This window comes from Leisingera sp. F5 (genome assembly GCF_001593695.1).
In genome coordinates, this window is sequence record NZ_LUKH01000009.1 from 112,323 (window position 1) to 124,551 (window position 12,229).

A 12,229-nucleotide genomic window follows, 5' to 3' on the forward strand; every position below is an offset into this window, starting at 1 on the left:
CCTGACGGTGCTGTCTCTCTCGTTGGGCGTGGCGCAGAGCGGCTTTGCCGATCTGCGCCACGCCCGCCCCGCCGTCCGCAGGACGCAAGGGCGCCAGCCCGCGCAGCCCCTCCCGCTTCAGTGCTTTGGAATCTTTGAGCTTCCTGACGTCAACTGTCCGCCGCCGCTTGGGCTTTGCTCAAGAGCGTTTTGAAGGTCTCGACCTCTTGCGTGTTCAGCCCCTCCAACAGCCGGGCCTGTGTCTGCACATGTGCAGTTACCGCCCGGTCAACCAGGGCAAGACCTTCCTCTGTCAAACCCACCAGAAAACTGCGGCTGTCCTCCGGGTTCACCTCGCGCTTGACCAGTCCGTCCGCTTCCAACCGGTCGATCCGGTTGGTCATCGTGCCCGAGGCCACCATAGTTGCCTTCAGCAAATCACCCGGCGACAGCACGTAAGGCGCGCCTGAGCGGCGCAGGGTGGCCAGCACGTCGAATTTGGCCGCATTCAGCCCGAACTCCGCAAAAGTCGCATGCATTCCGCGCTGATACGCCAGGTACAGCCGCGCCACCCGGCCAATCACGCCCATGGCCGTGACATCAAGGTCCGGCCGCTCCCGTTCCCATTGCTGGGTGATAAAATCCACATGGTCCATATCCCCGGTTTAAAAGATTGCATCTTGACGTCAAGATAAAATCCACTATCTCGACATCGAGATAAGGAGAGACACATGCCCACCCGGACCCTTTTGCTGACAGCGCTGGCCCCTGCCATCTGGGGCAGCAGCTATATCGTGACGACCTCTCTGCTGCCCGGCCATTCGCCGCTGGTGGTGGCCTTGCTGCGAGCGCTGCCTGCCGGGCTCTTGCTGCTTCTGCTGGTGCGCCAGCTGCCGCCGCTGAACTGGCTGCCGCGCCTAGCGGTGCTGGGGGCGCTGAATTTCTCGCTGTTCTGGGTGCTGCTGTTTGTGTCCGCCTACCGCCTGCCGGGCGGGGTTGCCGCCACGCTGGGTGCGGTGCAGCCGTTGATCGTGGTGTTTCTGTCCGCCCTGCTGCTGGGCAGTAAGATCCGCGCCGCCGCCGTTGCCGCTGCCTTGCTGAGCATCGCAGGCGTTGCCCTTTTGGTGCTGACCCCTGCGGCCGGACTCGACACATCGGGCGTGCTGGCCGGCCTTGGCGGAGCGCTGTCGATGGCTGGCGGTGTGGTTCTGAGCCGCAAATGGCAGCCGCCTGTGCCGCCGCTCACTTTCACTGCCTGGCAGCTGACCGCGGGCGGGCTGCTGCTGGTGCCGGTGACGCTGTGGATGGTGCCGGAGATCCCTGTTTTCACCGCGGCCAACATCGCCGGCCTCGCCTATATGAGCCTGATCGGCGGCGCGCTGACCTATATCCTGTGGTTCCGCGGCCTGGCCCGGATCGAACCGTCACAGGTGTCGCTGCTCGGAGTGCTTAGCCCCTTATCAGCAGTGGTCCTGGGCTGGCTGCTGCTGGCCGAAACCCTGACGCCCAATCAGATGCTGGGCGCCGTGCTGGCCCTGTTCAGCCTGTGGCTTGGCCAGTCCCGGCTGCGCCTGCGCGCCAAACGGCATGCAGCTCTGGCAGAGTAACCCAGGTCACCGCGGCATTGCAGGCGCGCACGCCTTGCCGCGGTGGCAGTCCAGGACCTGCCGCCGCACCTCAGACGTATCGGCAAACACAAACCCGCCGCAGGCATTGGCCCGGATCACCAGCTCCTGTCCGCGCTGTTCGGCAAAGAACATCTGGTCCGTCCCCGTAGCCATGCCGCCGCACCAGGGGCCAAGGCATTCCACCTCCAGCACTGCCTGCACGTTGATCCGTTTGGAGAAATACTTGCCGTCCAGCATCTTGCCCGACAGCTGCGCCGGGATGCGGGTCAGCGGTGCGGTGTCATTGGGGTTGTCCGCATGGGATTGCGGCAGCAGGCTTTCGTCGAACTGCAGCTCGCCCGCGATGATATTGTAGACGCTGTCCGACTTCGAGGCCTGCAGATAAGCGTCTGCGGGGCTCCAGGGAAGGCAGCTGAGAGCGACCGCAGGGGCCGCTGACAGTGCAGCCACGAAAACAGCGCATAAAGCACCGCCCGTTCCAGTAGCCGAGAACCCAAGCAAACCCATCTCACAAAAACTCCCTGAACTCAGCCACAACCCGCGCATAAACCTCGCGCTTGAAAGGCACGATCTTCTCCACCAGCTGCTCCACCGGCTGCCAGCACCAGGCCGAAAACTCCGGGTGGTCCGTCTCGATATTGACCTGATCATCGGTGCCGAGGAACCGCATCAGATACCACTTTTGCTCTTGTCCGCGGTACTTGCCGCCCCAGAACTTGGGCACCACATCCTGCGGCAGGTCATAGGGCAGCCAGCCATCGCTCTCGGCGATGGTCTCGACGAGCTCCGGGACCACCCCGGTTTCCTCCTCCAGCTCGCGCAAGGCCGCCGTGCGCGGATCCTCGCCCGCATCAATCCCGCCCTGCGGCATTTGCCAGGCGTCCTTGTAACGGTCCTTGCGCTGGCCGACGAACACCGCGCCTTCGGCATTGATCAGCATCACGCCAACGTTGGGACGGTAGGGCAGCTTGGCAATCTCTTCCGGCGTCATCCGGCTCTCCTCAGCATGGCTTTTACAACCTTAGACCGCTTGCCGCGGGGGCACGCAAGGGGGTGACGCGGCGTTTGCCCGTGACAAGGCCGCCTGCGCCCACGATCCTAGGCGCAACTGCCAGGGAGAGTTTCAAGATGACTGCGTACCCCAACATGCTTGCCCCGCTGGATCTGGGCTTTACCACGCTCAAGAACCGGGTGCTGATGGGTTCGATGCACACCGGGCTGGAGGAAACCGGCGACTGGAACCGGGTGGCAGAATTTTATGCCGCCCGCGCCCGCGGCGGCGTGGCGCTGATGGTCACCGGCGGGATCGGCCCGAACCTGGAAGGTTCAGTGCTGCCTGGCGCCTCGATGATGACAACAGCCAAGGATGTCGAGAACCACCGCGTGGTGACCGGCCGGGTGCATGAGGCAGGCGGGCGTATCGCCATGCAGATCCTGCACGCGGGCCGCTATGCCTATGGCCCGAAATGCGTCGGCCCCAGCCCGGTGAAATCGCCGATCTCTCCCTTTCCACCGAATGAGCTGGACGAGGACGGCATCGAAAAACAGATCACCGACATCGCCAACGCCGCCCGGCTGGCGCAGGACGCGGGCTATGACGGGGTCGAGATCATGGGATCCGAGGGCTATTTCCTCAATCAGTTCCTGGTGACCCGCACCAACAAGCGCACCGACCGCTGGGGCGGGTCGTATGAAAACCGGATGCGATTGCCCATCGAAGTGGTGCGCCGCACGCGTGAGGCTGTGGGCCGTGAATTCATCATCATCTACCGGCTGTCGATGATCGACCTGGTGCCCGAAGGCTCCACCCACGAGGAAGTCGTCCAGCTGGCGCAGGAGGTTGAAAAGGCCGGCGCCACCATCCTCAACACCGGCATCGGCTGGCACGAGGCACGCATTCCGACCATCGCCACCTCTGTTCCCCGCGCGGCCTTCGCCTGGGTCACCAAGAAGCTGATGGGCAAGGTCGGCATTCCAGTGATCACCTCCAACCGCATCAACACGCCGGACGTCGCCGAAGAGGTGCTGGCAACGGGTTGCGCCGACATGGTCTCGATGGCGCGCCCGATGTTGGCCGATGCGGATTTCGTCACCAAAGCCAAGGCCGGCCAGGCGGACCGCATCGCGCCTTGCATCGCCTGCAATCAGGCCTGCCTGGATCACACCTTCAGCGGCAAACTGACGTCCTGTCTGGTCAACCCGCGCGCCTGCCACGAGACCGAGCTGGTGATCGAACCCGCCGCAGCCGTGAAATCTGTGGCCATAGTGGGCGCCGGTCCTGCCGGCCTTGCCACTGCAGTCACCGCCGCCCAGCGCGGCCACCAGGTCACCCTGTTCGACAAGGCTGATGAGATCGGCGGCCAGCTCAACATGGCCAAGCAAGTGCCGGGCAAGGAGGAATTCTGGGGCCTGGTCGACTGGTACCGGGCTATGGTGGCCGATGAAGGCATCACGCTGGAGCTGGGCCGCGAAGTCTCGGCGGATGATCTGACCGGCTTTGACGAAGTGGTGATCGCCACCGGCGTCCTGCCGCGCGATCCCGAAATCCCAGGGCAGGACGGGGACAATGTCCTCAGCTATATCGACGTGCTGCGCCACAAGAAACCGGCTGGACAGCGGGTCGCAGTGATCGGTGCCGGCGGCATCGGCTTTGATGTTTCGGAATTCCTGCTGGAGGAGGGCCACAGCCCGGCCACCGATCTGCCCGCCTGGATGAAGGAATGGGGGGTCGCTGATCCTGGCGCGCACCGCGCCGGCCTTGCGCCTGAAGGACCGCAGCCCGCCGCCGCCGCGCGCCAAGTGACCTTGCTGCAGCGCAAGGCGGAACGCCACGGCAAACGGCTGGGCAAGACCACTGGCTGGATCCACCGCGCCACGCTCAAGATGAAGGACGTGGAGTTCCTGGGCGGCGTGAACTACGAGCGCATTGATGCGGACGGCCTGCATGTCTCCTTTGGCGACGCGCGGGAAAATCCCACCCTGGTTCCCGCGGACACTATTGTCCTTTGCGCCGGACAGGTCTCCGAACGGTCGCTTGCAGATGATTTGGCAGAGCACGGCATCACCGCCCATGTGATCGGCGGCGCTGACGTGGCCGCGGAACTGGACGCCAAGCGCGCCATTAACCAGGGCACGCGGCTGGCAGCGGAACTATAACAGCAGGCAAGGCTCTCCCGTCTGCGGTTCCAGGTCCTGACGGACCCGGCCAGCAGCTGGGCCCGGCGGCGCGGCGGATGGCACCGCGCATCGCGCGGTGCATGTTTCATGCTCCTAAGCCGGACGGGAGCCGCCCGCCAATGCGCCCCCGCCGTTGCAAACGGGCACGGCGGTGCATCTTCACCACCGGACAGCAGCTGACTGCCATCCGGTACGCCGCCTTTTTCCGCCCCCCAGCCGGTTCAGAGCTGCCGTCCGGCCATATTTCCGCGAAGCGGCCTCAATGGCAATTCAGTCTCCGGTCAACCATGCGCTGACAGGCTGTCCGCTGGTGCTTGCACCCGGTCCGCCATACCATAGTCCCGGATCACCCCGGCCACCCGCAGCCGGTAATCCGCAAAGACCCCGCTTCGCCCCCTGCCCTGCCCTGCCCTGCGCTGCCCGGTGCTCGGCAACTCACGCCAGAAAGACAACGACAGCAGCTTCTCCGGCGCGCTGAGGCTTTGGAACCGCTCAACCGAGACAAACCCGTCCACCTGGTCCAGTTGTTCCCTCAACGCGGCCGCGTCTGAAGATAGACCTCCTTTTGTCTCTCGGCGATCTCCACTTTGAATATCACGACGATCGTATTCCCTCCTCAGCCAACCCCATGCGGCGCCGAGGCCTGTTTCAGCCAGGTTCGGTCCTCGCGCAGCAGAAATCGCTCTTTCTGCGCAAACTCATAGTTTTCGCGCCCCAAAGGATCCACCGCCAGCCGGGCACGGTACGCTTCATAGGCGGCAAGGCTCTCCACATTGTAGATGCCATAAGCCAGTGTCGACGACCCTTCATGCGGCGCAAAATACCCGACCAGATCCGCTCCGCAGCGCGGAATCGCCTGCCCCCAATTTCGGGCGTAGCGTTCGAACTGCGCCTTTTTGGCAGGGTCGATGCGGTAACGGATGATACATGTCAGCATGAGAAGCCCTCAGTTTGTTCAGGATCTTCTGACTAGCCCGCACCCCGGCCTGGATGCTTCGGTGCAGACCGAAGTGTTACTCCACAGTTATGGTGATCAATTCTGAAACAATCGGCGTGGCATGCGGCACATGGCCTGCATCCCCCAGCACCAGCTGCAACGTATGGCACCCCGGCGACAGCTCCAGCATCACCTCGGTCTGGCCACCGCCGAAATGCAGATGATTTTCGTCCGATGGCAGGCCAAAGGCCAGCTCATCAGCGCCATCCTCCCCCTCGCCCAGCGGCGGGCGGTCGATCAGCAGGTGGTGATGGCCGGTGAACTCCTTCTCAACCCCCGATGGGGCCACCCCCATGCCCGACAGGCCAAATACCAGCGTCACCGGAGACGATACCGTCTCCCCATTCCGGATATTTGCAAAATAGACTTTAGCCTCTGGGTTCGAAGGGGTCTCTCCTCCGGCTCGAACCGGGGTCCCAACCAGGACTGCCAGGCAGGCAGACAGCGCAGCGGCAATCAGCAGTTTCATTTTCGGTCCTCCAGCAGAACACTCAGTCACCAATCTATAGCTAGCGGCAAGCCGCCCCCTGGCAATCCTGGCCCGCTGCCGTGAACAGATGCAAAAACGGCAGAGCCGCCCAAAGCAGCCGCGTTTTTCCTATTCCACTTGTTTGCCGGCACCGGCAAGCCCAACGGCACCACCGGCGGATAAGAATGGTTTTTGGCCAAGGGCACGGCGCGTTTGTCCAGCTTCAGCAGTTGACGCGGCCAAAACGATTGCAAGAGCCCCAAAAAACGGGCGATGGCAACAGGAACGCTTTTTGGAAGTGCGACGGTGAGCTACCATCGGAGTTTGACTTGAACTCTTCCATTGCGGGGAATTATGCCCAAGACCTGTCCCACACCGGAATTGGTGATCTTCGACTGCGACGGCGTGCTGGTGGACAGTGAACCGGCCTCGAACCAGGCAATGGCAGACAACCTCGCGCGCCACGGGCTGGTGCTGACGGTGGAGCAGTCGATGGCGCATTTCGTTGGCGGCACCATGGCGGGCGTGATGGCAAAGGCACGCAGCCTGGGCGCGGACCTGCCGGAAGACTGGATCGCGGAAATCTATGCCGAGACCTATGCCCGGCTGGAACAGGGCGTGCCGCTCACACCGGGCATTCCTGATCTGCTGGCACGGCTCGACGCACATCGCATCCCGGTCTGCGTGGCCTCCAACGGCAGCGAGGAAAAGATGCGCATCACTTTAGGCCAGAACGGGCTGTGGGACAGGTTCCACCCGCAGGCAATGTTCTCAGCCCATTCCTTGGGCGTGGCCAAGCCGGAACCGGGATTGTTCCTGGCCGCCGCCAGTCATTTCGGCGTGCAGGCGCGCGATTGCCTGGTGATCGAGGACAGCAGCAGCGGTGTCATCGCCGCGGTGCGGGCCGGCATGCGCTGCTTGGGATTTGCCCCGCATGGCAGCGGCAACAGGCTCGCCGCGCTGGGAGCGGAAGTATTCAGCGATATGGCAGAGGTTCCGGCTCTTTTGTCGATCTAACTCGTTTGTGCTATTGTCGCGCGCATGGAGCAGACATTGCACTCCCCGTTTCCGGCACCGATGGCAGCGGCTGAAGACAGAACAAAGCCGAAACCGAAACCGCTGCTGGCACCGCTGTTCATACAGGACGCGGTCACCCCCTGGGCAGGCAGCACCATGCTGCTGGCCCTGTGGCGGCAGCAAGAAGCCGAAGACCGGGAGGGTTAGTCCCAAAGCCCGCCGGTCTTCGGCTTCTTGCTGGTTGAAAATACCCCGGGGGTGCGGGGGCCGGCCCCCGCTGCCGTTCTGACAGATGACCCGCAGGTCGGGTGGGATTACCCGTAGGTCGGGTGGAATTTCCCGGCCGGCGACAGGGTGAAAATATCGGCCCCGTCTGCAGTGACCCCGATCGAATGCTCGAACTGCGCCGACAGCGACTTGTCGCGGGTGACGGCGGTCCACTCGTCGGCCAGGATCTTGGTCTCCGGGCGGCCCAGGTTGATCATCGGCTCAATGGTGAAGAACATGCCTTCCTCCAGCACCGGACCGGTTCCGGGGCGGCCATAGTGCAGCACGTTCGGCGGCGCGTGGAACACCTGGCCCAAACCGTGGCCGCAGAAATCGCGCACCACGCTCATCCGCTGGCTTTCGGCGTAAACCTGAATCGCATGGCCGATGTCGCCAAAGGTATTGCCAGGTTTCACCGCCTCAATGCCCACCATCAGCGAATCATGGGTGACCTGAATCAGCCGCTCGGCCTTGCGCGGCAGCTTACCGGCCACAAACATGCGCGACGTGTCGCCGAACCAGCCGTCGACAATCACAGTCACGTCAATGTTCAGGATGTCGCCATCCTTCAGCTTCTTGTCACCGGGGATGCCGTGGCAAACCACATGGTTCACCGAGATGCAGCTGGCGTGCTGATAACCCTTGTAGCCGATGGTGGCCGAGGTGGCGCCGGCATCCTCGACCATCCGGGTGATACGGCGGTCGATCTCGCCAGTGGTCTGGCCCGGAAACACATGCGCGGCAATCTCATCCAGAATACGCGCCGCCAAGGCACCCGCCTTGTGCATACCGGCAAAATCGCCGGCTTCATGAATGCGGATGCCGTCCTTGGTTGTGCGGCCGTCTTTCGATCTCATCAGGCGGAGCTCCATCGGGTGTTGTTGCGTAGCTATCTAAGGGGTCTTGGCCAAAAGGGCCAGAGGCAGCAGCGGCGGCATCCGGGAACTTTTCCCGCCGCTTCGCGTTGGGCCCGGGTAGACACAGCAGCACAAGCCAGGAGGACTGCAGCGGCATGAATGAAATCAATGACCTGATGAAGACCGAGATTTACGGTGGAAAGTCACTGGCCGATCTGGTGACGCTGGAATTTCTGGCGCAGGCCTTGGGCAACGTGCTGGCCGCAACTGTCATTCTTCTGGCGGGCTTCGTCGCCGCGCGTTGGGTCAAGCGGCGGATCGTGGCACTGGGCGATGCCCACGCCAAACTCGACGTGACCCTGTTTCACTTCCTCGGCAATCTTGCGCGCTATGTCATCCTCGCCTTTGCGGTGCTGTTTGTTCTGAATACGTTTGGCGTCAAGACCACCTCGATTGTGGCGGCCATCGGTGCCGCCGGCCTGGCGATCGGCCTGGCCATGCAGGGGGCGCTGTCGAATGTGGCTGCGGGCGTGATGATCATCCTGTTCCGCCCCTTCAAGCTGGGTGATTTCATCGATGTGAACGGCGAAATGGGCACGGTGCATGAGATGACCCTGAACAATACTGTCATCGCCAGCCTCAGCAATCTGAAGGTGATCATCCCCAACTCCGAGGTCTGGGGCAACACCATCACCAATTACTCCGCCTTCGACACCCGCCGGGCAGAGTGGACTTTTGGTGTCGGCTATGGCGCCAATCTGGCCACTGCGGAACAGGTGATCCGCGACACAATCATGGCCGACAGCCGCTCGCACTGCGATCCGGAACCCTTCATTCAGGTTAATGCGCTGAACAGCAGTTCGGTGGATTTTCTGGTGCGTGTCTGGGTCGATGCGGCCGAGTACTTTCAGTATCAGGCTGACATGAAGCGCAAGGTCAAAGAAGCACTGGATGCGGCCGGGGTCGATATTCCCTTCCCGACCCGGACACTGGTTCACGCCGAACCTGCCGGCCAGGAAGACGAGGCCAGCAAGGCCGCCTGACAAAGAGGCCGGCGTTGCTAGTGTACAGCGGCAATTGGTGCGCCGGCCTCGACCCCCTGCGGCGTGATCCTGGTGCCCAGCACCAGCCGCTCTACCCCTGCGGCCCGGGCACTGGCAAAGGCGGCTGCATAGGCCGGGTCGATATCCGCAGCCAGCTGAAACCGGCCGCAGTCGGTGCGCTGCACCAGATACAGCATCACCGCGCGGTGACCCTGGGCCACCATGTTCGACAGTTCGCCAAGGTGTTTGGTGCCGCGGGCGGTGACACTGTCTGGGAATTCCGCCAGGCCCGGTTCGCGCGACAGCGTCACGCTTTTCACTTCGACATAGCAATCAGGCAACCCGTCCTGCTGCAGCAGAAAATCAATGCGGCTTTTCTCGCCGTATTTCACCTCGGGCCGCACGGTTTTGTAGGCAGCCAGTTCGCTGATTTCTCCGGCTTCCAGCGCCGCCCGCAGCGCGCGGTTCGGCACCGAGGTATCGACGCCGGTGAAATGGCCGTTTGCGTGCTCGACCAGCCGCCAGCCGTATTTCAGCTTTTTCTTCGGATCATCGTTCGGCTCCAGCCAGATCTTCATGCCCGGCTCTGCCAGCCCCATCATGCTGCCGGGATTGGCGCAATGGGCGGTAACCTCGCGCCCGTCCTCCAGCCGGCAATCGGCAAGGAAACGTTTGTAGCGGCGGATCAGCACGGCGGGGATCAGAGGGGTTTCAAAGCGCATGGGCTTAGGCCTATATCTGCCGGGGTGAGGTATCAAGGGAGGAAGATCATGGCCAATCCAACGGCTGCCATGCTGGTCATCGGGGATGAAATCCTGTCGGGCCGCACCCGCGATGCCAATATGCATTACCTGGCAGGAGAGCTCGCCAAACACGGCATCGACCTGCTCGAAGTGCGCATCGTCAGCGATAATGAAGCTGCGATCATTGCCGCTGTTCAGGCGCTCGCTGCAGGGTACGGCCATGTGTTCACCAGCGGCGGCATCGGGCCGACCCATGACGATATCACGGCCGATTGCATCGCCAAGGCGTTCGGCGCGCATCTGGACGTGCGCGGCGACGCCCGCGCGATCCTGCAGGCGCATTATGACACTCAAGGGTTGGAATTGAATGAGGCCCGCCTGCGGATGGCACGCATTCCGGCGGGCGCCGCACTGATCGATAATCCGGTCTCGGCGGCACCCGGGTTCACTCTTGGCAATGTGCATGTGATGGCCGGTGTGCCGCTGATCTTTCAGGCGATGGTGGCCAGTGTGATGCCGACCCTGACCGGCGGCCAGCCGATGCTGTCCCAGACCCTGCGGGTGCTGCGCGGCGAGGGCGAGATTGCCGGACCGCTGCGCACGCTGGCCGAAGCCTATGAGGATCTGTCAGTCGGCTGCTACCCGTTTCAGAAAGATGGCGCATTTGGCGCCAATATCGTGATCCGCGGCACCGATGGCGCACGCATTGATGCGGCGATGACAGAATTGGCAAAGGAGCTGGAGCAGTGACCACCGATCCCCGTTACTACGCTGTGACCGAAGCGACATGGCCGCCTGCCTCCACCCGCAGCCTGGGACCTGTGACCTTGCGCGATGGCCAAGGCGGCGGCAGCCGGGTGTCGGCGGCGACGGTGCAAGGAACGGCCTCGGATGCGGAAATTGCCGCGGCTGAGGACGCAATGCGCGCCATCGGCCAGGACTGCCTGTTCGTGATCCGCGACGGCGAGACGGATCTGGACGCACAGCTGGCTGCACGCGGTTATGCGGTCAAAGACCCAGTAAACCTGTGGACTTGCCCGGCCGCGCAGTTGACGGACATTCCGGTGCCCCGCGTCACGGCCTTTTGCGTTTGGGAACCGCTGGCGATTCAGCGCGAGATCTGGGAGCAGGGCGGCATCGGGCCTGACCGCCTGGCGGTGATGCAGCGGGTTACAGGGCAAAAGACCGGGCTGCTGGCCCGCCACAAGGACAAACCGGCAGGCGCCGGGTTCGTGGCCATTCACAGCGGGGTGGCGATGGTCCATGCGCTGGAAATCCTGCCGCATCAGCGCCGCTGCGGCATGGGTGCCTGGATGATGCGCCAGGCGGCATTCTGGGCGCTGGAGAACGGCGCAACCGAGCTGGCGGTTCTTTGCACGAAACGTAACGAGGGCGCCAACGGGCTTTATGCTTCCCTCGGCATGAAATGCGCCGGACAGTACCACTACCGGATTTTACAGGAAGGCCATTGACCGATGCGTGACCAGACCCCGCCCACAGCCCTTGATCTGCCGATGGTGGACCCGCTGCCGCCGGAGACACAGAAGTATTTTGACATCTGCGTCGAGAAGCTGGGCTTTGTGCCCAACGTGCTCAAGGCCAATGCTTTTGACATCGAAAAGCTGAATGCCTTTACCGCCATGTACAACGACCTGATGCTGGCGGACAGCGGCCTCAGCAAGCTGGAGCGGGAGATGATCGCGGTGGTGGTCTCGGCAATCAACCGCTGTTTCTATTGCCTGGCGGCGCATGGCGCAGCAGTGCGGCAGCTGTCGGGCGATCCGGTTCTGGGCGAAATGCTGGTGATGAACTACCGGGTGGCGCCTTTGGAAACACGCCAGCGCGCAATGCTGGATTTTGCGGCCAAAATGACCACGGCCAGCGCGGAGATCGGCGAAGCGGACCGGCAGGGTCTGCGCGATGCAGGCTTCACTGACCGGGACATTTGGGACATCGCCAATGTTGCCGGCTTTTTCAACATGTCCAACCGTGTGGCCAGCGCCACCGCCATGGTTCCCAACCCGGAATACCACGGCCAGTGCCGCTAAGACG

At 63.0% G+C, this 12,229-nt stretch carries 15 protein-coding genes and 1 pseudogene; 8 read left to right on the forward strand and 8 right to left on the reverse strand.

The annotated features are described in order from the left end of the window. Nucleotides 1–149: 149 nt before the first annotated feature. Complete coding sequence (locus A2I95_RS07955; protein WP_291729261.1) at nucleotides 150–635, reverse strand: MarR family winged helix-turn-helix transcriptional regulator; 486 nt, start codon at nucleotides 633–635, stop codon at nucleotides 150–152. Nucleotides 636–710: 75 nt separating this feature from the next. Here A2I95_RS07955 and A2I95_RS07960 point away from each other — a divergent pair, with 75 nt between their 5' ends. After that, on the forward strand, nucleotides 711–1,586 hold the full coding sequence (locus A2I95_RS07960) for an EamA family transporter (RefSeq protein WP_291729262.1): 876 nt from the start codon (nucleotides 711–713) through the stop codon (nucleotides 1,584–1,586). Nucleotides 1,587–1,592: 6 nt separating this feature from the next. On the opposite strand, the gene A2I95_RS07965 is transcribed toward A2I95_RS07960, so the two are convergent. Together A2I95_RS07965 and A2I95_RS07970 are read right to left on the reverse strand one after the other, a co-directional pair. After that, on the reverse strand, nucleotides 1,593–2,057 hold the full coding sequence (locus A2I95_RS07965; RefSeq protein ID WP_291729263.1) for a hypothetical protein: 465 nt from the start codon (nucleotides 2,055–2,057) through the stop codon (nucleotides 1,593–1,595). A gap of 58 nt (nucleotides 2,058–2,115) precedes the next feature. Continuing rightward, complete coding sequence (locus A2I95_RS07970; RefSeq protein ID WP_291729264.1) at nucleotides 2,116–2,598, reverse strand: RNA pyrophosphohydrolase; 483 nt, start codon at nucleotides 2,596–2,598, stop codon at nucleotides 2,116–2,118. Nucleotides 2,599–2,735: 137 nt separating this feature from the next. Here A2I95_RS07970 and A2I95_RS07975 point away from each other — a divergent pair, with 137 nt between their 5' ends. Beyond that, the gene (locus tag A2I95_RS07975; RefSeq protein ID WP_291729265.1) at nucleotides 2,736–4,763 is read left to right on the forward strand and encodes an NADPH-dependent 2,4-dienoyl-CoA reductase; all 2,028 of its coding nucleotides are present in this window, start codon (nucleotides 2,736–2,738) and stop codon (nucleotides 4,761–4,763) included. A gap of 302 nt (nucleotides 4,764–5,065) precedes the next feature. On the opposite strand, the pseudogene A2I95_RS07980 reads toward A2I95_RS07975, so the two are convergent. From A2I95_RS07980 to A2I95_RS07990, 3 genes and pseudogenes are all read right to left on the reverse strand, one after another. Further along, a pseudogene (locus A2I95_RS07980) lies at nucleotides 5,066–5,388 on the reverse strand (antibiotic biosynthesis monooxygenase). Nucleotides 5,389–5,400: 12 nt separating this feature from the next. Next, nucleotides 5,401–5,721, reverse strand: coding sequence for an NIPSNAP family protein (locus tag A2I95_RS07985; protein ID WP_291729266.1), 321 nt, complete (start codon nucleotides 5,719–5,721; stop codon nucleotides 5,401–5,403). Nucleotides 5,722–5,797: 76 nt separating this feature from the next. Then, a complete protein-coding gene (locus A2I95_RS07990; RefSeq protein ID WP_291729267.1) occupies nucleotides 5,798–6,250 on the reverse strand; it encodes a DUF4399 domain-containing protein in 453 nt (150 codons plus the stop codon). A 354-nt stretch (nucleotides 6,251–6,604) separates the two neighbouring features. On the opposite strand from A2I95_RS07990, the gene A2I95_RS07995 reads away from it, so the two are divergent. Continuing rightward, complete coding sequence (locus tag A2I95_RS07995) at nucleotides 6,605–7,267, forward strand: HAD family phosphatase (RefSeq protein ID WP_291729268.1); 663 nt, start codon at nucleotides 6,605–6,607, stop codon at nucleotides 7,265–7,267. 24 nt (nucleotides 7,268–7,291) lie between these two features. Further along, nucleotides 7,292–7,474, forward strand: coding sequence for a hypothetical protein (locus tag A2I95_RS08000; protein WP_291729269.1), 183 nt, complete (start codon nucleotides 7,292–7,294; stop codon nucleotides 7,472–7,474). A 107-nt stretch (nucleotides 7,475–7,581) separates the two neighbouring features. On the opposite strand, the gene map is transcribed toward A2I95_RS08000, so the two are convergent. After that, a complete protein-coding gene (gene map / locus A2I95_RS08005; protein WP_027257469.1) occupies nucleotides 7,582–8,391 on the reverse strand; it encodes a type I methionyl aminopeptidase in 810 nt (269 codons plus the stop codon). 155 nt (nucleotides 8,392–8,546) lie between these two features. On the opposite strand from map, the gene A2I95_RS08010 reads away from it, so the two are divergent. Further along, complete coding sequence (locus A2I95_RS08010) at nucleotides 8,547–9,434, forward strand: mechanosensitive ion channel family protein (RefSeq protein ID WP_291729270.1); 888 nt, start codon at nucleotides 8,547–8,549, stop codon at nucleotides 9,432–9,434. 17 nt (nucleotides 9,435–9,451) lie between these two features. On the opposite strand, the gene sfsA is transcribed toward A2I95_RS08010, so the two are convergent. After that, a complete protein-coding gene (gene sfsA, locus A2I95_RS08015) occupies nucleotides 9,452–10,156 on the reverse strand; it encodes a DNA/RNA nuclease SfsA (protein WP_291729271.1) in 705 nt (234 codons plus the stop codon). 48 nt (nucleotides 10,157–10,204) lie between these two features. Between sfsA and A2I95_RS08020 the strand changes: the two genes are divergently transcribed. The 3 genes from A2I95_RS08020 to A2I95_RS08030 are packed head-to-tail and all read left to right on the forward strand — an operon-like array spanning nucleotide 10,205 to nucleotide 12,225. Next, complete coding sequence (locus A2I95_RS08020) at nucleotides 10,205–10,927, forward strand: molybdopterin-binding protein (protein WP_291729272.1); 723 nt, start codon at nucleotides 10,205–10,207, stop codon at nucleotides 10,925–10,927. Next, on the forward strand, nucleotides 10,924–11,649 hold the full coding sequence (locus A2I95_RS08025) for a GNAT family N-acetyltransferase (RefSeq protein ID WP_291729273.1): 726 nt from the start codon (nucleotides 10,924–10,926) through the stop codon (nucleotides 11,647–11,649). Before A2I95_RS08020 ends, A2I95_RS08025 begins: the two co-directional genes overlap by 4 nt. Before the next feature lie 3 nt (nucleotides 11,650–11,652). Further along, the gene (locus A2I95_RS08030; protein ID WP_291729274.1) at nucleotides 11,653–12,225 is read left to right on the forward strand and encodes a peroxidase-related enzyme; all 573 of its coding nucleotides are present in this window, start codon (nucleotides 11,653–11,655) and stop codon (nucleotides 12,223–12,225) included. Nucleotides 12,226–12,229: the final 4 nt, after the last annotated feature.